Here is a 21,395-nt window from a genome sequence, read left to right as displayed (position 1 = left end):
ACAACACTCTAAACAAGACGACTCGAATCAGAATCAACAACACTCTAAACAAAACGACTCCGATCAGAATCAGCAACAACACTCTAAGCAAAACGACTCGGATCAGAATCAGCAACAAAATTCTAAACAAGACAACTCGGCCCAAGATCAACAGCAAAGCTCTAAGCAAGATAACTCATCTCAAGATAAACAGCAAAACTCTGGAAATAATAGTATTTATGATTTTACGAAACCAGAAAAAGACCGTATTCATTCTCTACAAGATTTAATAGCAAAGCTTAAACAGTCTAGTGATTTTGTTAATTATCACACATCTGATGATGAAACGATGCCTTATTGGATTTCTTACTATCGTCCTTCACTTGATGGAGAGAAATTACAGAAATATTTAATGCCTATTCTGTTAGAACGACCTTGTACTTCATTAGAAGAGCTAAAAGAACATATTCCGATGAGTGGTATTACAATTACGAACGACTTACAAAAAATTGAGGACATGGTTTTAAAGGGACATGCAATTATTCAATTGAATCAGCAAGATCAAAAGTGTATGCTTGCAAACATTGCAATTGATACTTACCGGGCACCAAGCCCTCCATTAAATGAATCAACAGTTATCGGTCCACAAGAAGGCTTTGTAGAAGCTATTGATACGAATATTAATTTAGTACGAAAACGCCTTCCTGTTTTAGATTTACAAACAAAAGAAATGATTGTCGGCGAATTTTCCAAAACGAAAGTTGTCATGATGTATTTAGACAACCTCGCCGAAAAAGATAATGTAGATTTTCTCGAGGAGTCATTACGTGCTCTTGAATATGATCAAATTAATGATAGTGCTTATATACAAGAACTAATGGGTGAAAAGTCGATTTTCCCTCTCTATATCAATACAGAACGTACTGATAGAGTGACAAAAGCACTCATTGATGGGAAAATTGCTATTTTTGTGGATGGTTCTCCAAGTGTTTTACTAACACCTGTATCCTATTTCGATTTTTTCATTTCACCAGAAGACTATAACGTCTCTTGGTTATACGCTACATTTTCACGCATTTTACGCCTTATCGCTGTTCTATTTTCAATCTGTGCTACACCTTTATATGTTGCAGTTTTAAATTATCATTATGAACTCATTCCGAGTGATTTACTTGAAACTTTGATTTTATCAAGGGCGCAAGTACCGTTCCCACCTTTAATTGAAGCACTCTTTTTAGAACTCGCAATCGATTTATTAAGAGAGGCTGGCGCGAGGTTACCGATGAAAGTTGGTCAAACACTCGGTATTGTAGGCGGTATCGTAATCGGACAAGCATCTGTACAAGCTGGTTTAACGAGTAACATTTTATTAATTATCGTTGCCTTATCAGCACTTGCTTCCTTTATTACACCTATTTATAAAATGGGTAATGCAGTTCGATTACTACGTTTTCCGTTTCTAGCATTCGCAGAAATAGGAGGGCTCTTCGGGATTTCTCTTGGATTTATCTTTTTATTTACTCATCTATTCAGGCTTACTTCCTTACGTAAACCGTACGCTTTGTTTTATCCGACAAGACAACAATCCGTTAAGGATTCTTGGATTCGTTTTCCTTTAACAATGATTGATACAAGAGATGTACAAGCAAGACCACAACATGTAAAAAAAGCAGCAAAAGGAATTTCAACAAAACATAGATCAGACTTCGATGAGTAAGAAATGAGGTGCATTGATGAGTAAAGTTCAAGAAAAATATCAAATATCTCCTATCTTTGTTTTCTTCTTAATTCACAGTGCACAGTTTGGTGCTGGTGTTCTCGGGTTCGCTCGAATTATTGCAAAAGCTGCTGGATACGACGGCTGGATGGGGGTTCTCCTCACAGGAATCATTATTCATATTATCATCTGGATGATGTATTATTCATTAAAAACTGTAGAAGGAAACTTAATTGATTTACATAAACAACTTTTTGGAAAATGGATCGGAAATGGTATTAATATCATTTTTATGGCTTATTTTTTCATTGTAAGCATTTCTGTTGTTAGAACATATGTCGAAATTATTCAAGTGTGGATGTTTCCTAGTGCATCCACCTGGATGCTCACATTCTTTTTATGTTTAATAAGTTATTACATTATTTCATCAGGTTTTCGCGTTATTGCAGGAATTTGTGTTATTTCTGTTGGTGGGACATTAGGTTATCTTTTTCTAAGCCTTTTCATTTTAAAATTCTCACATTGGGATAACTTACTTCCAATATTTTCACATTCTTTTACCGATATTTTGAAAGCAGCTCAACTATCTATTTATAGCATGACAGGATTTGAAATTTTCCTGATGATTTATCCATTTGTTAAAGAGCCAGAGAAATCCCATAAATTCGCACAATACGGGGCATTATTTTCCAATATTCTATATTTGTTTAGTACCATTCTCGCTTTTACATTCTTTAGCGAAAAACAACTACTCAAAACAATCTGGTCTCAACTGTCCATGACACAAGTTATTAAGCTTCCTTTTATTGAGCGACTTGAGTATATTGCTATTTCTGGTTATGCTCTCGTTATTATTACCAGCTTTATCCTACCTTTATGGGCCGCAACTAGAGGAACGCATGAAATCTTTCGTGTGAAGCAACGAGGTATTTTAATCGCATTTATGCTTATCACCTTAGTTGTTTCACAACTTCTAACGAACAGGCATGATATTAATGATTTTATTAGCAATGTATCTAAAGTTAGTTTTTGGCTTATCTATGTATACATCCCAATTCTATTTATTATTGTGTGGGTGAAAAAACAATGGAAAAAATCAAAAGAAAATTAATACTTCTTATTTGCATCAGTGTCTTCAGTCTAACTGGTTGTTTACAAAAAAATATTATTGATGATGTTCAGCTCATTCAAGGAACTGCCTTCGATACAGCAAAAGATAATAAAGTAAAAGTTACATTCGTTTGCCCTGTACAAAAAAAGGGAAATAAAGTTCAAGTCTATGAAGGAACAGGAAACGCAGTAAAACAAGTAAAGGCAGATACATCTTTAGAATCTTCGCAACCGTTCGCAAGCGGTCAAATGCGTGTTGCCTTATTCACAACAAAGATTGCTAAAAAAGGATTATCAACTTCCTTTGATACATTGATTCGAGATGTGAATATTGGTAACTCACTGTATGTTGGACTATTAGAAGGCAGTGGTACTGAACTATTTAAAGGAAAATATAGTACCTCTTACAATGTTGCGATTTATATAAAAAAAATGTTAGAACATAATATGGACACTGGGCCTTTGCCAACTGACAATTTGTATTTAGGCGCCTTCAGGTACTACCGTGAAGGACAGGATTCCTATATGCCTATCCTAAAAAAACATGGAGATAAAATAAAGATTACTGGTATCGGTCTCTTGAAAAAGGATAAGTTAGTCGGCACAATTAAGTACCACGATATGTTTGTTTTCAAAGGACTGCTAGAAAAGCACCGCCTAGATTCACATGAATTTAAAACCAATCCTGGCTATGCAATGATTAATAACATCCGTTCCGTTCCTACCTACGAAGTAACTATAAAAAATGGAAAACCGTCTTTCTATATTCATGTGAAAATGGAAGCTCGTATTCAAGAATTATCTCGAAAATTCAACTTAGAAAATAAAAAGAACACGCAAAAAATAGCGAAAGCGGTTGAGAAACAGTTAGATGCAAAAGCTACAAAACTAATTAAACAGTTTAAATCCTTAAATGTTGACCCTCTTGGACTTGGAGCAAAATATAGACAACATTATCGTCCATTTAAATTAGAAGAGTGGCGAAAAATGTACAAAGATGTGCCAATTAAAGTAAAATACACCGTTAATATTACAAATTCTGGTGTAATCGAATGAGAAATGATTGAACTCCTCTCTCCAGCATGATACAACGGATAGAGGAGTTTTTATTTTAGATAGAGAGAGAAGATATTTACGGGGGAGCTTATGTCTAAAAAATTAGTAAAGCCTATTTTAAATGGTATTTTATTTCTCGGCGTCTTTTTATTTGCTCATACATACTTAAAAAATGTTTCCTTCACACGTTATTTACTTGTCGTTATTCCAATGTTGCTCGTTGGTATGTTTGGCATCGATCTTCTTTTATCCATTTTAATAAAAGAAGAAAAATAACGAGCAAGGCCATCCCAAAAGTATTCCGGGATGGCTTTCTTTTATAATGGGTTATGTTTTGTCGTTTAGTCGATATAATCTTTCCCTATCTTAACTAAAAGATGAAACTTTTGAACAGTCCTTTTTCATTTCATAATCACCTTATGTTACAATGAGATTCGGCACAAAGCGAGAAAGGATGAAACCACATGATAAACGAAAAAGGTTTAGATAAAGGATACGAACTTGTTGCAAAAATGCATGAAGAGTTCGGACATCCTGTGACAAATACTCCAACAAAACTAACAGAAGAGCGTGCAAAAATCCGTGCAAGTTTTATGCAAGAAGAGCTAGAAGAATTTCTAGAAGCGACGACTGTTGAAGATCAATATGATGCACTAATTGACCTTATTTACTTTGCATTCGGAACGTTTGCCGAAATGGGCGTACGTCCTGATAAAGGATTCGAAATTGTAAATAACGCAAACATGGCAAAACTATTCCCTGATGGAAAACCTCGATTCCGTGAAGGTGACGGCAAAATTCTAAAACCAGAAGGCTGGCAAGCACCAGAACCACAACTTCGTGCTGAAATCGAACGTCAGCGCAAAGAAGCTGAAAAAAACTGCTAGGATTTCCTAGCAGTTTTTTATTATGTCTTTTTTCCTGCGATTCATTAATGACCCACGTGTCCCGCGTGTCCTGCTGCTCCACTAATGCTAGCTGCTCCTGCCGCTGCTCCTGCTGCTCCCGTTCCAATTCCACCTGCCCAAGGAGAAGATTGTTGCTGTTGTTGATATTGCTGATATTGTGGGTGTTGTTGACCCTGCTGGCCATGTTGACCGTGTTGGCCTTGGTGACCGTGTTGACCTTGATGACCGTGCTGACCTTGATGACCGTGTTGGCCTTGGTGACCGTGTTGACCTTGATGACCGTGCTGACCGTGGTGATGTACTTGTTGTTGATGACCATGGTGACCGTGCTGATCATGATGACCGTGCTGACCGTGGTGACCTTGATGACCTTGATGACCTTGATGACCTTGATGACCTTGATGACCTTGATGACCTTGATGACCTTGATGACCGTGCTGACCTTGATGACCGTGCTGACCTTGATGACCGTGCTGGCCTTGGTGCGTTTGATAAAGAACAGCTTGCGGATGAATGTGGTGGTGACCGTGGTGATGTACTTGTTGTTGATGACCATGGTGACCGTGTTGGCCTTGATGATGATGGTGTCCATGATGACCGTGTTGACCTTGGTGATGATGGTGTCCATGATGACCGTGTTGACCTTGGTGATGATGGTGTCCATGATGACCGTGTTGACCTTGGTGATGAATGGTGTCCATGATGGCCATGTTGGCCTTGGTGATGATGGTGTCCATGATGACCGTGTTGACCTTGATGGTGGTGATGTCCATGATGACCGTGAACAACTTGCGGATATCCACCTATTCCTCCAGCTACAACACCTACTCCCGGTACCGGAAATCCGGTCTGCACTCCTCCAACGAAAGAAGGAAATGTAGTTGGTGCTCCTACTGGAAATCCTGTCTGTACGCCAGCTACTGATGTCGGAAATCCTCCTGTTACTGTAGGCATTCCAGCCCCTGATGTCGAAAATCCCCCCATTGATGTAGGCATTCCAGTTTGCATGCCAGCTACCGATGTTGGGAATTCTCCTGCTGCTCCACCCATCCAGCTCGGAATTCCACCGTATCCTTGTTGGCCAGCCCCTCCCATCCAGCTCGGAATTCCACCGTACCCTTGTTGGCCAGCTCCTCCCATTAACATCATTTGTGTATAACTGTCCGATTCGCCTCCGAAGAAACCATGTGGTGCATTATTGTCCATCCCTTTCATTCCTTTCACCTCTTCTACTCAATTTAGCCTACCTTTTTTATCATATTTCCTATAGAAAAATAGGTGTTTGTCTGTATGGGAATTCCGCTCCTTTTTCTTCTTTCATGCTAAAATTAATTAACTGAATATTTTTTCGGGAGGTATTTCCATTGAAAAACGTAACAAAGGCTTCTATCAATGACTTAGATGCAATCTTACATATAGATATTGATGTAATCGGAGATGATAGTAGACGAGATTATATTAAACATACTATCAATGAGGGCAGATGCATCATTGTAAAAGAGAACAATTCTATCTCTGGTTTTCTAACATACGATACAAATTTCTTTGATTGTACTTTCCTCTCATTAATCATCGTTTCGCCAGCGAAAAGAAGGCACGGCTATGCAAGCTCGTTAATCTCATATATGTTAAGTCATTCTCCTACTCAAAAAATCTTTTCTTCGACAAACGAATCAAACGATAGTATGCAGAAAGTTTTTAGTACGAATGGATTTGTACGTAGTGGAATAGTTGAAAATTTAGATGAAGGAGATCCTGAAATTATTTTCTACACAAAAAAGCTCAGAGCATAGATGCTCTGAGCTTTTTTAAAAATACATTAGTTTGCAACAACGTTAACAAGTTTTCCAGGAACAACAATTACTTTACGAACTGTTTTCCCTTCAATTTGGTCTTGAATTGCTTCAAGTGCAAGTTGTTCCATTTCTTCTTTTGATGCGTCTTTACTCATTGTTAGTTTTGCGCGAACTTTACCCATAATTTGAACAACGATTTCAACTTCATCTTCTACAAGTTTAGACTCATCAAATGTTGGCCAGATTGCATATGTGATTGTTTCATTGTATCCAAGTTTGCTCCATAGTTCTTCCCCGATGTGAGGTGCAACTGGTGCAATCATTTTTACGAAACCTTCTACATATTCTTTCGGAAGTGTTTCAGCTTTATATGCATCGTTGATGAATACCATCATTTGAGAAATCGCTGTGTTGAAGCGAAGCTCTGCATAGTCTTCTGTTACTTTCTTCACTGTTTGGTGGTAAGCTTTTTCAAGCTCTTTATTTGGTGCATCAGTAATTTTCTCACTTAATTCACCATTATCTTGAACGAATAGACGCCATACGCGGTCTAGGAAACGACGAGCTCCGTCAAGACCATTTTCAGACCAAGCAATCGAAGCATCTAACGGTCCCATGAACATTTCATATAGACGAAGTGTATCTGCACCATGGCTTGCTACGATATCATCAGGGTTTACAACGTTACCTTTTGATTTACTCATTTTCTCGTTGTTTTCACCTAGAATCATACCTTGGTTGAATAATTGTTGGAACGGCTCTTTCGTTGGAACTACACCGATATCATATAATACTTTATGCCAGAAACGAGCATATAGTAAGTGAAGTACAGCGTGCTCTGCTCCGCCGATATAAATATCAACTGGAAGCCATTGTTTTACTTTTTCAGGATCTACAAGTGCTTCGCTATTGTTTGGATCGATGTAACGTAGGTAATACCAGCAGCTACCAGCCCATTGTGGCATTGTATTCGTTTCACGACGACCTTTTTTACCAGTTTCAGGATCAACAACGTTTACCCACTCTTCAATGTTAGCAAGTGGTGATTCACCTGTACCTGAAGGACGGATGTTTTCTGTTTTCGGAAGAACTAATGGTAATTCTTCTTCTTTCACAGCTGTCATTGTGCCATCTTCCCAGTGGATTACTGGAATTGGCTCACCCCAGTAACGTTGACGGCTGAATAACCAGTCACGTAGACGGTACGTTACTTTTTGATTTCCTGCGCTCGTTACTTCAAGCCATTCAATCATTTTTACGATTGCTTCTTCTTTATTTAAACCATCAAGGAATGCTGAGTTTACGTGTGCACCATCACCTGTGTATGCTTCTTTCGTAATGTCTCCGCCTTTTACAACTTCCTTCATTGGAAGATTGAATACTGATGCGAATTCATAATCACGCTCATCGTGAGCTGGAACTGCCATTACAGCACCTGTTCCGTAAGTTGCAAGAACGTAATCAGCGATCCAGATTGGTAATTTCTCACCGTTTACTGGGTTAACTGCGTAAGCACCAGTGAATACACCAGTTTTCTCTTTCGCAAGTTCTGTACGCTCTAAATCGCTCTTCATTTTAACAGAGTTAATGTAAGCTTCTACAGCTTCTTTTTGCTCTGCTGTTGTAATGTCTGCAACAAGCGCATGCTCTGGAGCAAGTACACAGTAGCTCGCACCAAATAGTGTATCAGGACGCGTTGTGAAAACTGTGAATTTCTCGTCTGTACCATCGATGTTGAAGTGTACTTCTGCACCTTCAGAACGACCGATCCAGTTACGTTGCATATCTTTTAAGCTTTCTGGCCAATCAAGCTCATCTAGATCTTCTAATAGACGATCTCCGTAAGCTGTAATTTTTAACATCCACTGTCTCATCGGACGACGCTCAACTGGATGTCCACCGCGCTCACTCTTACCGTCAATGATTTCTTCATTTGCAAGTACTGTACCAAGTGCTGGGCACCAGTTTACAGGTACTTCATCAACGTAAGCTAAGCCTTTTTCAAATAGTTTTAGGAAGATCCATTGTGTCCACTTGTAGTAGTTTGGATCTGTTGTATTTACTTCACGATCCCAATCGTAAGAGAAACCTAATGCTTTAATTTGATTACGGAACGTATTAATATTAAGCTCTGTAAATTCTGCCGGGCTGTTTCCAGTATCAAGTGCATATTGCTCTGCTGGAAGACCGAATGCATCCCATCCCATTGGATGAAGAACGTTATATCCTTGCATACGCTTCATACGAGATAAAATATCTGTCGCTGTATAACCTTCTGGGTGTCCTACGTGTAGGCCTGCACCTGATGGATATGGGAACATATCTAGTGCATAAAATTTTGGTTTTTCTGTCTCATCTGGCGTACGGAATGTTTTATTCTCTTCCCAGTACCCTTGCCACTTCTTCTCAATATTTTGATGATTAAAGCTCATGAGATACCCTCCTTGAAATTCTATTTATTTTCACCGCCCAAAATACAAAAAACCTCTCATCCCTAGAAAGGGACGAGAGGTTATAGATTCCCGCGGTACCACCCTAAATTAATGTACAAATATACATTCGCTTAGATCCGTAACGTGGATTAACGGCAATTGCTACTATTAGTTTCACAACTGCAACTCAAAGGCGAGTTCATAACGAAACGTGGATTGACTTGCACCGACCGTCAACTCTCTAAACCAGCTTCTATTACTACTACTCCTTCTCACTGTTATTACAAATATAAGTTAATGTGAACTACCCATCACTTCGTATCTCTAAAGAGCTTACTTGAAGCTAAGGCTTCTCGGTTAATCGTTACTCTTCATAACTAACGAATTAGTCTTAGGACAGCCGAGCTATCTCCCTTGTTCCAAAGGTTGTTTTATTTAAATATATTCTAAAACATGTTACATGTTCCGTCAAACTAAACTGCAATTTTTTCTTCAACTGTTTCTTCTACTTTTACTCGTTTATCATACATACTCGTTGCAATAATCGCTACTACAAGCATTACCATGATTGCTATAAACAATACTTCCATATTGTATAAATCAACAATTGCTCCGCCAACGACCGGTCCGAACATTTTCCCTACAGTCGCTGCGCTATTTACAACGCCTTGATAAAATCCTAACTTATCTTTTGGCGCAAGTATATTTGCAATGGTCGGAACTGCTGGCCATACAAATAACTCACCAATTGTTAATGTTACCATCGCAACGAGGAACATCGTAAATTGCTGCGCTTGACTTAATACAATGAATGACGCCGCAAAAATGACGATTCCAATCATAATTTGTTGTTTTAAAGAACGCTTCATCCAGCGAATTAGCATACTAACTAGTGGCTGCGCACAAACAATCATCGCTCCGTTTATCGTCCATAATAAACTATAATGGCGGAGGCTAATATTTAATTCCTGCATATGTGTTGCAATTGCCCCTTGCCACTGTACATATGTAACCCAGCATAAAGCATATGCTACACATACGATAAGAAGTGCTTTGAATCCAGGTGTAAGTGTCCAGCCTTTTTTCGTTTCGACTTCTTTTTGCACTCCTGGCTCTTTCTTGTCTTCCATACCACGGAATCCAATAAAAGCAATTAAGAAGAAAACAAAGTATAAAATAAAATTAGCTAAGAAAATATAATCAAAACGGTAAGATGCAACTAAACCACCGCACGCTGTTCCGATCGCAATACCAACGTTTTGTCCAACATACATCGCATTAAATGCTCGTCTTCCGCCCTCTGGCCAAACCGTACCGACCATCGCATACATCGATGGGAAGACCATTCCAGAACCAAAGCCGATTAATGCTAGCCACACAACATATAACGGCCAACCGTGGAAGAACACAAGACCTAAAATCGATACGAGTGTAATAATAATCCCTAATAAAATTGATTTATAACCGCCCCATTTATCAAATAAAACACCGCCGAGCAAGTTTCCGATTACACCAGTAAGCGAGTTGATCATTAATACCATTCCGGCCACAGATAAAGATTTCCCTAGGTGATCATGCAAATAAATTGTATTAAAAGGCCATAAAAAAGAAGCACCCGTGACATTAATAATCATCCCAGCTACTAATAGCCATACTTTCCTTGGCATAGTCTCCCCTCCTATTCTATTTTTTCGTTCATCTATAACAGTAAAATTGTAGTCGTTTTTAAATAGGAAGGCAACTGATTAATAGTTGATGAAATTCAGATAATGGTTTTTCGGTAAATGAAATTATATAAATTGTCACTTAAAAATATATCAGTGATTTTGGGAATCTATCGACTTACCGAAAAAAAACGACATCAACAACAATATATAAAAAAGGGAGACTGCATGACGTTCATGCAGTCTCCCTTTTTGTATACTATCCAACTTCTTTTTCTCGCTTCGCACGTTCTTTCGCACTCCATTTAAAGATTTTATCTAGTAAGGAATATATTCTCCAAGACTCTTTCGTTAATAACGGTCCTAACGATGCTAATATTAAAACGTACAGTGCAGAGAACGGTTTAATCGTTGCCATTAAACCACCCGCAATGCCGATATTGGCTACAATAATGGAGAACTCTCCGCGTGATACGAGTGTTAAACCAATATTCGTAGAAGCCTTATGCGATAACCCGGCTTTACGTCCCGCCATCATTCCAGCTGTAAAATTACCGATGAGCGTAATGAAAACTGCTCCTAATGCCAACCACACTGCTCCTCCAAGTGAAAACGGATCTATACTTAAACCGAAACTGAAAAAGAATATGGCTCCAAAGAAGTCACGAAACGGAACGACGAGATGCTCAATCCGATCACTATGCTCTGTTTCAGAAAAGACGAGTCCTAACAATAATGCTCCAATTGCCTCAGCAACATGAATCGTTTCTGAAAATCCTGCTACAAAGAATAAAATAGCGAATATTACGATAATAAAAATTTCATTTGACGAAATATCTAATACTTTATTTAGAAACGGCGTAGCTTTTCTAGCGATTACAAAGAATAGTAGCATATACCCTACCGCGATTAACACCGATGTAAGAGCACCTACAAATGATGTTGCACCACCGAGTACTAACCCTGAAACGACTGATAAATATACAGCTAAAAAGATATCATCAAACATAATGATTCCTAATATTAATTCAGTCTCTTTATTACCAGATCTTCTTAAATCAACAATTACTTTCGCAACAATTGCACTCGATGAAATTGTAATGATTCCAGCAATAATTAACGTTTCTAATAAAGGGAAGCCCATAACATATCCATAAAGTAAACCTAATATGAAATTAAGCGATATATGAACACTACCCCCAAAAGCAATCGACTTTCCTGATTTAATTAATTTTTTTATTGAGAATTCTAAACCTAAATAGAATAAGAGGAATATGACACCAACACGGCCTAGGAAGGAAATAACTTCTCCGCTTTCAATAAACCTTAAATCGATAAGTCCTAAATCTGGGGCATGAGGCCCCACTAACATACCGAGTATAATGAGAAACGGAATAATCGAGAACTTTAACTTCGCAGCGAGGATAGCTGCAAAAGCTACTAATACTAACGCAGTTCCAACTTCAAAGATTAAAGTATCCATCGATTAGGAATCACCTCCTGCTGAAAGCAATTCATTAATAATTCTTTTCACTTCATGTCTTTCACCCGATAATACGAGCATATCGCCAGCTTCAATAATAGAGTCTGGACCTGGATTAAAGAATTTCTTCATATTCTTTTTCAAAATAGCAATAATCGTTACGTTATATGTTTTTCTGACATGTAAGCTACCAATTGTTTGTTGTACTACTGGTGCATGATTCTCCACCTTAAACCATTCAATTGATAATCCTTCAAAAGCCATCTCAATTGTGTCTAGCGCTTGCGGCCTATATACCATTCCGCCTAATATAGCCGCAATTTGTCTCGCTTCAGAATCACGAAGAGAAATGCTTGAAATACTCTCATCGTGATCCGCATCAAAATGATACATTTCTCTTCGGCCATCATCATGAATAACGATAACCATTTTTTCATTACCTTTTGTGATTACTTCAAACTTACAACCAATACCCGGTAGTTCACTCTCTCTAATATTCATATTTTCCGCCTCCTAAATTTTTTAGTTACGGCTTTTACAAATCTACATCAATCTCTGTTTTAAACTTCTCATCTTTTGAGATTCCTAAATACTTGAGCGTCTCTGATGGAGTCGCGTGATGAAAATGCTTTTGCAATAGCGCAATCGCTATTCCTCTTTTGTATGCATGAAATCCAAACGTTTTTCTCATTGAGTTTGTTCCGATTTTACCAACAATCCCAACTGCTTCAGCAGCATTATGAATTACACGATACGCTTGTTGGCGCGTAATTGAATTTGTCGTTTTATTAGATTGAAATACGTAGTTTTCTCTTTGAGCATTAATAGATTGTACGTACTCTAAAAGCGCTTCTTTTACTTTTGTATTTAAATAAATATCTTGTTTAAATTTTTCATCTTTTACAGGAAGAGAATAAAACTCTTTAACAGTTCCATCTTCATTTAATACCTCTTCAAATTTCATACTAAGTAGCTCAGTAATCTTTAATCCGGTGTTGATCCCAATAACAAATAAAAGATAATCTCGCTGCGAGTGCTCTTTTAAATACTTTTTCATATCCTCAATTTGGCTTATATCTTTTAATGCCTCTACAACTTCCATACATGTATCTCCTCATCTTATGAACGGTAATTTTCTCATTATCCTGTCCATTTTACCTTATCATGCTATGAGATTTCCATGTATTATCCATTATTTTCACAATATACTCTTACGACAATTTTTCATTTGGAAATTTATGATTGTACAAATACGGTGTGGGTAGAAAAAATAGGGGGTACAAATTCAGCTTCTTCCTATAGATCGGATTCCTCCTTTCACTTTTCGGTTGCTGATACTCATATATTATGTTACTTATTTACATTATATTATATATTTCAGTAACATTAAAGTATTTTTTCTGAAAATACAAAAAGCCGAGTGCTTTCACTCGGCTTTTTACGTATTAATCTTCTTTCGGAAGAACAATACCTTTATACAATTGAACTGTAATGAAGTAATAGATCGCATAAATAACTACGAAAATTACGATTGGCACCCAAATACGGAAGTACGGATCAACTAAAATAAATCCGAAAATATTCATACCAACTAATACGTGAGTGATACCCACAATTGCCGGGAATAAGAATACTAAAAATAACTCTTTATAAATCGATTTCGTTAATAACTCACGGCGCACACCGATTTTACGAAGCATTTGATAACGCGTAATATCTTTTGATGCACCAGAAAGAATTTTAAACATTAAACAACTTGCCATCATTGCTAAGAATGCAATTCCAAGGAAGAACCCCATAAATACTGTTCCACTCGCAATCCCATAGAACATATCGTAAGTTTGATATTTACTGCTCATTCTTTCAGCTGTTACATTTTTATATTTATCTAGCTGCAACTCGTCAAGTTTTTTCCATTCTTTTTTATATGTTAAAAAGTCTTCTGTTTTTCCGATAAATGCTATACCTTCTTTACCATTTATCCCATCGTACATTTTTTGATCTACAATTTTAATTGCATGATCTTCGCTTATATAATAGGGATGAATTGAACTAAAAGCATCTACCCATTCTACTGAAAGCTCTTTAGTATTCGCATCTTTTTCATTCATTTCTCTAGAAACTGCACCTACTGGTAGTTCCGCTGAAACGTTCTTTGTATTCACTAAATCTTTCATTGACTTCATATTCGCCATATCTTTTATTAAAGGACGATTTTTCTCTAAATCTTCTTTTACGTAATAAACATACTTATCATCAACTTTGTAACGATATTCATTTTTCTCTTTAAATGTAATACCATCTAAAATTTTCTTTTCTTCAGCTGTTGGATTATGAACTACTGAATCATATATTACTAAACCATCAACCATTTTTATAACGTTATTTTTAAACGCCATGCCACCTGAAATCGCACCAGCTCCAAGCGCTACTAACATCGCTACTGTCGCAAGTACTTTCGTTAAACTATTAATGCGGAAATTTAATTGAGCAAATGTAAAAGCGTTAAGCCCTTTTTCACTACGCTTTTTATTACTTTTTAACTTTTTAATAATAACTGGAAGAAGTGATCCAAATAGCATGTAAGTACCAGCTGTTGTTGTAATTAATGCAATAAGGATTCCCATTTCTCTTAGTTTTTCCATGTAAATCATTGATGCATAGCCAATTCCTAATAAAATAACAGCAAGGATTGCAACGACACCTGTCATTTTTCCTTTTACCGCAACACGCTCTGTTTGTGCATCCGCATGTACAAGTTGCAGTACAGAAATACGTGATAATTTAATACTGTTCATAATTGCTGATAATACAAATAGTGCAAAGAAGAAGATGCAAGTAACTGTCATAGATGGAAGGTAAAATGCTTTATATCCTTCACCAGCAAATTCAAGCTGTTTCATTAATAACTGTCCGATACCTTCTGCAAGTCCTACACCAACTGTAATACCAATCGCAAGAGACGCAGCGCCTAATACGATCGTTTCAATAAACATAAGTAATGTAACTTTATGCTTTTTTGCTCCTAACATCATATACATACCGAACTCTTTTTGACGAAGAGATAATAAGAAAGAGTTCGCATATAAAATATAGAAGAACGTTATAATAGCTAGTAAAAATGAACCTGCTTGGAATACGAATCCAATTGATTGAATAACTGAGTTAGATTCGATAAACGCTTTATTCAGCGCTAACGTTTGGAACATGTAAAAAATTGAAATCGACATGACAAGACCGACAAGTAAGACGATATAATCTTTCAGCTTACTTTTCAGCCCCGACATGGAAAGTTTAAATAACATACTGGAACCTCCTTTCTTACGCTTTTTGTGTACCTAAATCTGCAAGTACATCTAAAATCTCTTTGTAGAACTCTTCACGCGTACCACCACGATGAATTTCTTTATATAGCTCACCATCTTGAATGAATAAAATTCGCTGACAATAACTTGCACTATACGGATCATGTGTAACCATCATAATAGATACGCCTTGTTCTTCATTTAAGTTTGTCATCGCATCAAGTAAACTCGCTGCATTTTTAGAATCAAGAGCTCCTGTTGGCTCGTCCCCTAAAATAATTGCCGGCTCATGCACAAGCGCGCGCGCTGCTGCTGAACGTTGTTTCTGTCCACCAGATACTTCAGATGGATACTTTTGAAGAATTTCTGTAATCCCTAACATATCCGCTACTTTTTCTACTTTCGGTCCAATATTACGTGATGGAACACCTTGAAGAGAAAGCGGAAGTGCAATGTTTTCATAAATAGATAAGTTCTCTAATAAGTTAAAGTCTTGGAAAATGAATCCTAACTTTTGTGAACGGAAATCAGAAAGCTCACCTTGCTTCATTTTCGTAATATCCGTACCCGCAATTTCAACAACGCCGCCCGTTGCTTTATCAAGCGTTGAAATTACATTTAACAATGTCGTTTTACCAGAACCAGATGGTCCCATAATCCCAACAAACTCACCCTCTTGAATTGAGAATGAAACACCTTTTAACGCTTGTGATTGATTCTCACCCTTTTTACCGTACACTTTTTGAACGTTTTTCACGTCTACAACTGGTTTCGTCATATATATCCTCCTACGCTTGTTTTTCCATTACCTATTTTGCGCCTTTTGGAAAGGAACTGCTATTTGTTAACATTACAATTACCTTACACTTTTGTAATATAAAAAAGATGCACGTGTAAGGTTCGTTCGTAAATGAAATTTTATCAGCGATTCTCAAAATATATCGACTTACCGACAAAAGATAACAATAAAAATGAGCTGTTCCACAAAAGGAACAGCCCACTTCTCTCTTTATTTCTTTAAAGGTGTTACCGTCCAATACGTAATAACACGCCAAATCCATTCTAGTGGACCCATTTTAAAGATTTTCATCCAAATCACACTAAACACAATTTGAATAGCGTAAATTGCAATACATACATATAACGTCTGTATGTACGTTAAGTTTCCTGCAAAGTTAAATACGCTACCAGCAATTAAAATCATTGCAGTTTGTCCGATATAATTTGTTAAAGCCATACGACCGTAGTATTTCAGTGGTGCTAACAATGTTTGAACTGGTTTTAACTGAAGTAATAAAATTAATGCTCCTACATAGAAAGCTGAAATAATTGATCCAACTGTAACGCCAATTTTTAAGAATTGACCTGCAGCGTCCATTGTTCCATCCTCATTCATGAGCATCATATTTACGAATGGCTCAGCAGGAACGTGCCCATATTGATACCATAACGCTACAACACTTAAAACAAACATGACACCTGTAAAAATAGCGACTTGTTTGATTTTTGCTGAAAGATTTTCAAACACTTTATACTGCCCCGCAGCAAGACCTAATAAAATTAAACCTAATGGTAATAATTCCTTAGTTGCCATAATACTAAAAGCTATCGTAAGAATAAGACCGATTACTACATTCACTTCTTTTTTCGCTTTATAAAACGGTAAAACGACTAATCCACAAATTGCGTATAACGCTAGTGCTTCTCCAGGCTGAAACATTTGATGAATTAAACCAAAAATAAATAGTGCAACTACGCGGCGTAGAAATAGAACGTATCCATTCTTCCCTTTCGCAATTGCTCTTGTAATGAAGATGTAGAATCCTACTCCAAATAAGAATGAGAAAATCGAGAAAAAACGACCTTCTACAAATAAGTATAGAAACCTTTGATAGCTAGCATCTACTGTATTAGGATCTGGAATTTTAATATTAAGTAGTGCAAGAATATTCACTAAAATAATCCCCAGTAATGCGAAGCCACGAATGTAATCTAACTCATCAATTCGTTTGTTTGTAATGTTGTTCCCCATAAAGCAACTCCTTGTCCAAAATTTAATCCTCCCTTACTCTACTGGACATGTTATCTTACAACTATCGACAAACCTTACAGGAATCTTACATTATTGTCATATAGTAAAATGAAGCTTTAATCAGACTTTTGCGATACAAAATAAAACCAGGTCATATTGCGACCTGGTTTACTCTGATTGCTTCGATCTTTGAGGCTGTCCTTTTTTACTGTTGCGCTGTTTCACTTGAACAACTGGATCAAGTTCATTCGAAAACTCAGCGTTATGTCCATTTTGTGTTTTTTGCTCTGGATTATTTTGATCTGAACGTTTCGCCATTACATTCACTCCTTATTAGTGCGGTGTAATAATCATTTGATGTTGCAGTTGGCGAATTGCCATACGTGCTCTATTTAATTGCTCACGTTGCTCATCATTCGCATGTTGTTGCATCGTTTGTAAATCGTTATATGCTTGTTCTAATTGTAACTGCGCATCTGAATACTCCATCGTATTGTAATGCTCTTGTCTCATGCCTTGGTCTAATTGTTCTTTCGCGTATTCCACCGCTTGTTCTGCTTGTGTAATATACGATTCAAGTGATTGACGCTCTGCCATAATTGTCCCTCCTTGCTTCAATTCCCCTTTAGTGTGTCCCTTCCATCTCTACCTTATGAGTATGTTATAATGGATTTTGTTTCATTTTGACTCGGCTTAGGAGGGAAAGTAATGAAGGTTCAAAACCCTTTTCCATATACAAACGACAATAAACGTTATCATACATGGAATTACCATTTACGAAATGAATTTGGTGAAAAAATCTTTAAAGTTTCATTAGATGCTGGCTTCGATTGCCCGAACCGTGACGGTACAGTTGCTTACGGCGGTTGTACATTTTGCAGTGCTGCCGGATCTGGTGACTTCGCTGGTGATCGCCGCGATGATGTTATAACGCAATATCATGAAATGAAAGAAAAAATGCGCTCGAAGTGGAAAGACGGAAAATGTATCGCTTATTTCCAAGCGTACACAAATACACATGCACCACTTGAAATTTTAAAAGAAAAATTCGAACCGCTTCTAGCAGAAAAAGACGTTGTCGGTCTTTCTATCGCCACTCGTCCAGATTGCTTACCAGACGATGTCGTTGAATATTTAGCGGACTTAAATAAACGCACATACCTTTGGGTTGAACTCGGTTTACAAACTGTTCACGAACGAACTGCAAACCTTATTAATCGCGCTCATGATTACCCATCTTACGTGGAAGGTGTAAATAAATTACGTAAGCATGGTATTAGAGTGTGCTCTCATATTATTAATGGTCTTCCGCTTGAAGATTACGACATGATGATGGAAACAGCTCGTGAAGTAGCAAAGCTTGACGTACAAGGAATTAAAATTCATTTACTTCACTTATTAAAAGGAACGCCAATGGTGAAGCAATATGAAAAAGGACAATTAGAATTCCTTTCTCTTGAAGATTACGTAAGTCTCGTTGTTGACCAACTTGAAATGATTCCAGAAGACGTAATTGTACACCGCATCACAGGTGACGGTCCGCCTGATTTAATGATTGGCCCAATGTGGAGCTTAAATAAATGGGAAGTATTAAATTCCATCGATGCAGAATTTGTACGCCGCGGAAGCTGGCAAGGAAAATATGCAAATGAGGAGAAACAAAAATGAAATTAGAACGTGTATTACCGTTTGCTCGCACACTCTTGCAAACGGCTGTTAAAGAAGGCCATTACGCTGTAGATGCAACTTTAGGAAATGGACATGACACTTGCTTCCTAGCTGAAATCGTTGGAGATAACGGAAAAGTATTTGGATTTGATATTCAAAAAGAAGCAATTGAAAGCTCTACTATCCGCCTAAAAGAAAAAAAGCTTTTTGAACGTACTGTTTTAGTTCACGACAGTCACGACACACTTTTATCTGTACTACCAGAAGACGCAAAAGGAAAAGTAACAGGTGCTATCTTCAACTTAGGCTACCTTCCTGGTGGTGACAAGCATATCGTTACAAAACCGAACTCAACACTCTCGGCAATTGAACAATTACTAGAAGTAATGGCACCTGAAGGAATCATCGTCCTTGTCATTTACCACGGACACCCAGAAGGACAAGTAGAACGCGACGCTGTTCTCAAATTTACAGAAGAACTAGACCAAAAACAAGCTCACGTACTGCGATACGGCTTCATTAACCAGCAAAATAACCCGCCATTTATTGTGGCGATTGAGAAGCGATAATTATATCAACGATTGTTTCGATATATCGACGATTCGACAAAACATAACAAAAAAAGACGTGCACTCATTGCACGTCTTTTTCTTATTCTCCTATATAATGGATGTATACACTATTTGAAGAAAGAAGGATAGAACTTTGCTAGTAGAACTAAGGGGAATTCAAAAGAAGTACGGCAAATCACTTATACTAGACAACATTAATTTATCCGTTCCAGAAGGAGAGGCACTCGCTATTATTGGCGGGAACGGGACTGGAAAAAGTACTTTACTCAAAATAATTGCAGGATTTATTTCACCTACGGCAGGGACACTTCAAAGAAAAGAACATATACAAATTGGCTATGTACCTGAACATTTTCCTGAAGGGATTCGTTTTACATTAGAGGATTATTTATATCATCTCGGCCACATTCACGGTTTATCAACAAAATATTTAAAAGATAAAATTCCGATGCTTCTTGAATCTTTTCATTTACATCATGCAAGGCATTCCGTTGTACGAAACTTTTCAAAAGGTATGAAACAAAAAACTGGTATTATGCAAGCATTACTTACAGACGTCCATTTATTAATTTTAGACGAACCGCTTTCTGGGCTCGATCCTAACTCTCAGCAAGAATTAGAACATATTTTACTCTCATTAAAACAACAAGGCATATCTATACTCTTCACATGTCACGAAAAGCAACTACTAGAAAACTTCGCCGATAGAATTGTGACGTTAGCAAATCATACAATCGCAGAAGATACCGCTGTGCAAAAAAGGGCAGAACAAGTCTATATTGAAGCAATCGTTCATGAAACATTTTCAGCGATAGAACTACGGAAACAATTAGGATTTATACACGTTGTACACAATTCAAATCAAAACCTTATTCAACTACAAATCGAAAAAGAATATACAAACGAAATGCTTCAGTTTTTATTACATAAAAAAGCATCTATCACACTGCTACAACCTAACTTTTAAATCGAAAGAAGGTTCATTATGTTTGCGCTTATTCGTTACCATTTTCTCGACTATACAAAATCGTATAAGTACGTCCCTCCTATTGCGATGTACTTTGTGAGCTTACTTTTTGTATATACATATAAACCGACTCCTATTGTACCGACATACTTAGAAACGGCACTCGCACTTTATTTATTATCTGCTTGGATTACAGTCACAATTTTTCATACGGAAGACCCTGTACAAGAACAAATTACTATTTCTCACACAAATAATATTTCTGCACTATATGTTGGTAAATACATTACGGCTCTTCTCATTTGTACTGTTTTATCTTTTATATCCATAATCTACCCAATTATTTTGCAAATGTTTAATGAAGAAATGACAGTTTCTTTATTTCTAGTCGGATTTCTCGCTCACATGTCTTTCTCTATACTAGGAATTTCAATTGCAACTTTATTTACTAGAAATATGATTCAAAAAGCAAGCACAGCTTGGCTTAGCCTGACATTTATATTACTTATAACGATCGCCTCCATCCGGTTTAAAAAAGAGTTACTATGGTTTTTACCACCTGTCGAAAGCTTTCTAATGCTTGGACAATACAAATTTAATATACTGACTCACACACTATGGCTCACAGCTTGGGCTATCCTATATTCATTTTTATTACTTACTTTATTTCTTTTTATCGTTCGCAAAAAACGTTTTTAATTACATA

The 21,395-nt window shown here is 37.1% G+C and carries 20 protein-coding genes, 1 pseudogene and 1 other annotated feature; of the genes and pseudogenes, 10 read left to right on the top strand and 11 right to left on the bottom strand.

The genetic code is table 11. From position 1 onward, the window contains the following. The 5 genes from AC1Q8N_RS07715 to AC1Q8N_RS07695 form a co-directional block, all read left to right on the top strand. On the top strand, positions 1 to 1,696 hold a 1,696-nt coding region (locus AC1Q8N_RS07715), incomplete at its 5' end, for a spore germination protein (RefSeq protein ID WP_493521155.1). Between the two features lie 16 nt (positions 1,697 to 1,712). Beyond that, positions 1,713 to 2,807, top strand: coding sequence for a spore germination protein (locus tag AC1Q8N_RS07710; RefSeq protein ID WP_141520099.1), 1,095 nt, complete (start codon positions 1,713 to 1,715; stop codon positions 2,805 to 2,807). Next, entirely contained in the window at positions 2,783 to 3,862 is a 1,080-nt protein-coding gene (locus AC1Q8N_RS07705; protein ID WP_088047661.1) for a Ger(x)C family spore germination protein, read from the top strand. Before AC1Q8N_RS07710 ends, AC1Q8N_RS07705 begins: the two co-directional genes overlap by 25 nt. A gap of 90 nt (positions 3,863 to 3,952) precedes the next feature. Further along, positions 3,953 to 4,138, top strand: a complete 186-nt coding sequence (locus AC1Q8N_RS07700; protein WP_001982745.1) for a hypothetical protein — start codon at positions 3,953 to 3,955, stop codon at positions 4,136 to 4,138. Positions 4,139 to 4,326: 188 nt separating this feature from the next. Further along, the gene (locus AC1Q8N_RS07695) at positions 4,327 to 4,749 is read left to right on the top strand and encodes a pyrophosphohydrolase domain-containing protein (RefSeq protein WP_098642346.1); all 423 of its coding nucleotides are present in this window, start codon (positions 4,327 to 4,329) and stop codon (positions 4,747 to 4,749) included. 44 nt (positions 4,750 to 4,793) lie between these two features. On the opposite strand, the pseudogene AC1Q8N_RS07690 reads toward AC1Q8N_RS07695, so the two are convergent. Continuing rightward, a pseudogene (locus AC1Q8N_RS07690) lies at positions 4,794 to 5,985 on the bottom strand (hypothetical protein). A 149-nt stretch (positions 5,986 to 6,134) separates the two neighbouring features. On the opposite strand from AC1Q8N_RS07690, the gene AC1Q8N_RS07685 reads away from it, so the two are divergent. Beyond that, positions 6,135 to 6,563: a GNAT family N-acetyltransferase gene (locus tag AC1Q8N_RS07685; RefSeq protein WP_064474519.1), complete on the top strand. Its 429-nt coding sequence runs from the start codon at positions 6,135 to 6,137 to the stop codon at positions 6,561 to 6,563. 26 nt (positions 6,564 to 6,589) lie between these two features. On the opposite strand, the gene leuS is transcribed toward AC1Q8N_RS07685, so the two are convergent. The 10 genes from leuS to AC1Q8N_RS07635 all read right to left on the bottom strand — a co-directional run bounded on the left by leuS (position 6,590) and on the right by AC1Q8N_RS07635 (position 18,079). Then, entirely contained in the window at positions 6,590 to 8,998 is a 2,409-nt protein-coding gene (gene leuS / locus AC1Q8N_RS07680; RefSeq protein WP_098642344.1) for a leucine--tRNA ligase, read from the bottom strand. Between the two features lie 65 nt (positions 8,999 to 9,063). After that, positions 9,064 to 9,283: a binding site (T-box leader), on the bottom strand. 188 nt (positions 9,284 to 9,471) lie between these two features. After that, entirely contained in the window at positions 9,472 to 10,665 is a 1,194-nt protein-coding gene (locus AC1Q8N_RS07675) for an MDR family MFS transporter (protein WP_064474517.1), read from the bottom strand. Between the two features lie 256 nt (positions 10,666 to 10,921). Then, entirely contained in the window at positions 10,922 to 12,145 is a 1,224-nt protein-coding gene (locus AC1Q8N_RS07670; RefSeq protein WP_048540797.1) for a cation:proton antiporter, read from the bottom strand. 3 nt (positions 12,146 to 12,148) lie between these two features. Beyond that, positions 12,149 to 12,646 carry a cation:proton antiporter regulatory subunit gene (locus AC1Q8N_RS07665; RefSeq protein WP_048540799.1) on the bottom strand — a complete coding sequence of 166 codons (498 nt, stop codon included), beginning with the start codon at positions 12,644 to 12,646 and terminating at the stop codon, positions 12,149 to 12,151. Positions 12,647 to 12,680: 34 nt separating this feature from the next. Continuing rightward, positions 12,681 to 13,247, bottom strand: a complete 567-nt coding sequence (locus tag AC1Q8N_RS07660; protein WP_048540801.1) for a tyrosine-type recombinase/integrase — start codon at positions 13,245 to 13,247, stop codon at positions 12,681 to 12,683. A 343-nt stretch (positions 13,248 to 13,590) separates the two neighbouring features. Beyond that, on the bottom strand, positions 13,591 to 15,450 hold the full coding sequence (locus AC1Q8N_RS07655) for an FtsX-like permease family protein (protein WP_048540802.1): 1,860 nt from the start codon (positions 15,448 to 15,450) through the stop codon (positions 13,591 to 13,593). Between the two features lie 16 nt (positions 15,451 to 15,466). Beyond that, positions 15,467 to 16,228 carry an ABC transporter ATP-binding protein gene (locus AC1Q8N_RS07650; RefSeq protein ID WP_048540804.1) on the bottom strand — a complete coding sequence of 254 codons (762 nt, stop codon included), beginning with the start codon at positions 16,226 to 16,228 and terminating at the stop codon, positions 15,467 to 15,469. A gap of 231 nt (positions 16,229 to 16,459) precedes the next feature. Then, entirely contained in the window at positions 16,460 to 17,482 is a 1,023-nt protein-coding gene (locus tag AC1Q8N_RS07645) for a DUF418 domain-containing protein (protein WP_048540806.1), read from the bottom strand. A gap of 168 nt (positions 17,483 to 17,650) precedes the next feature. Next, the gene (locus AC1Q8N_RS07640) at positions 17,651 to 17,800 is read right to left on the bottom strand and encodes a hypothetical protein (protein WP_001129345.1); all 150 of its coding nucleotides are present in this window, start codon (positions 17,798 to 17,800) and stop codon (positions 17,651 to 17,653) included. Between the two features lie 15 nt (positions 17,801 to 17,815). Beyond that, the gene (locus tag AC1Q8N_RS07635) at positions 17,816 to 18,079 is read right to left on the bottom strand and encodes a YtzC family protein (protein WP_000840869.1); all 264 of its coding nucleotides are present in this window, start codon (positions 18,077 to 18,079) and stop codon (positions 17,816 to 17,818) included. A gap of 111 nt (positions 18,080 to 18,190) precedes the next feature. On the opposite strand from AC1Q8N_RS07635, the gene mnmL reads away from it, so the two are divergent. The 4 genes from mnmL to AC1Q8N_RS07615 all read left to right on the top strand — a co-directional run bounded on the left by mnmL (position 18,191) and on the right by AC1Q8N_RS07615 (position 21,388). Further along, on the top strand, positions 18,191 to 19,150 hold the full coding sequence (gene mnmL / locus AC1Q8N_RS07630; RefSeq protein WP_048540809.1) for a tRNA modification radical SAM protein MnmL/YtqA: 960 nt from the start codon (positions 18,191 to 18,193) through the stop codon (positions 19,148 to 19,150). Further along, complete coding sequence (mnmM, locus tag AC1Q8N_RS07625; protein WP_404520179.1) at positions 19,147 to 19,719, top strand: tRNA 5-(aminomethyl)-2-thiouridylate-methyltransferase MnmM; 573 nt, start codon at positions 19,147 to 19,149, stop codon at positions 19,717 to 19,719. Before mnmL ends, mnmM begins: the two co-directional genes overlap by 4 nt. Before the next feature lie 136 nt (positions 19,720 to 19,855). Beyond that, a complete protein-coding gene (locus tag AC1Q8N_RS07620) occupies positions 19,856 to 20,689 on the top strand; it encodes an ABC transporter ATP-binding protein (RefSeq protein WP_048540812.1) in 834 nt (277 codons plus the stop codon). Between the two features lie 18 nt (positions 20,690 to 20,707). Beyond that, positions 20,708 to 21,388 (top strand): hypothetical protein, encoded by a 681-nt coding sequence (locus AC1Q8N_RS07615; RefSeq protein ID WP_000457772.1) that lies wholly within the window; start codon positions 20,708 to 20,710, stop codon positions 21,386 to 21,388. Positions 21,389 to 21,395 lie beyond the last annotated feature (7 nt).

The organism is Bacillus sp. GW823-FHT06B01 (assembly GCF_058952315.1).
Note: the sequence above shows the minus strand (reverse complement) of the source record. Positions and strands in the feature narration are given on the sequence as shown.

What these genes read in the sequence shown, in the direction of transcription:
- AC1Q8N_RS07710 (WP_141520099.1), top strand. Translation starts at nt 1,713, where the DNA reads ATGAGTAAAGTTCAAGAAAAATATCAAATATCTCCTATCTTTGTTTTC.
- AC1Q8N_RS07705 (WP_088047661.1), top strand. Translation starts at nt 2,783, where the DNA reads ATGGAAAAAATCAAAAGAAAATTAATACTTCTTATTTGCATCAGTGTC.
- AC1Q8N_RS07700 (WP_001982745.1), top strand. Translation starts at nt 3,953, where the DNA reads ATGTCTAAAAAATTAGTAAAGCCTATTTTAAATGGTATTTTATTTCTC.
- AC1Q8N_RS07695 (WP_098642346.1), top strand. Translation starts at nt 4,327, where the DNA reads ATGATAAACGAAAAAGGTTTAGATAAAGGATACGAACTTGTTGCAAAA.
- leuS (WP_098642344.1), bottom strand. Translation starts at nt 8,998, where the DNA reads ATGAGCTTTAATCATCAAAATATTGAGAAGAAGTGGCAAGGGTACTGG.
- AC1Q8N_RS07675 (WP_064474517.1), bottom strand. Translation starts at nt 10,665, where the DNA reads ATGCCAAGGAAAGTATGGCTATTAGTAGCTGGGATGATTATTAATGTC.
- AC1Q8N_RS07670 (WP_048540797.1), bottom strand. Translation starts at nt 12,145, where the DNA reads ATGGATACTTTAATCTTTGAAGTTGGAACTGCGTTAGTATTAGTAGCT.
- AC1Q8N_RS07665 (WP_048540799.1), bottom strand. Translation starts at nt 12,646, where the DNA reads ATGAATATTAGAGAGAGTGAACTACCGGGTATTGGTTGTAAGTTTGAA.
- AC1Q8N_RS07660 (WP_048540801.1), bottom strand. Translation starts at nt 13,247, where the DNA reads ATGGAAGTTGTAGAGGCATTAAAAGATATAAGCCAAATTGAGGATATG.
- AC1Q8N_RS07655 (WP_048540802.1), bottom strand. Translation starts at nt 15,450, where the DNA reads ATGTTATTTAAACTTTCCATGTCGGGGCTGAAAAGTAAGCTGAAAGAT.
- AC1Q8N_RS07650 (WP_048540804.1), bottom strand. Translation starts at nt 16,228, where the DNA reads ATGACGAAACCAGTTGTAGACGTGAAAAACGTTCAAAAAGTGTACGGT.
- AC1Q8N_RS07645 (WP_048540806.1), bottom strand. Translation starts at nt 17,482, where the DNA reads ATGGGGAACAACATTACAAACAAACGAATTGATGAGTTAGATTACATT.
- AC1Q8N_RS07640 (WP_001129345.1), bottom strand. Translation starts at nt 17,800, where the DNA reads ATGGCGAAACGTTCAGATCAAAATAATCCAGAGCAAAAAACACAAAAT.
- AC1Q8N_RS07635 (WP_000840869.1), bottom strand. Translation starts at nt 18,079, where the DNA reads ATGGCAGAGCGTCAATCACTTGAATCGTATATTACACAAGCAGAACAA.
- mnmL (WP_048540809.1), top strand. Translation starts at nt 18,191, where the DNA reads ATGAAGGTTCAAAACCCTTTTCCATATACAAACGACAATAAACGTTAT.
- mnmM (WP_404520179.1), top strand. Translation starts at nt 19,147, where the DNA reads ATGAAATTAGAACGTGTATTACCGTTTGCTCGCACACTCTTGCAAACG.
- AC1Q8N_RS07615 (WP_000457772.1), top strand. Translation starts at nt 20,708, where the DNA reads ATGTTTGCGCTTATTCGTTACCATTTTCTCGACTATACAAAATCGTAT.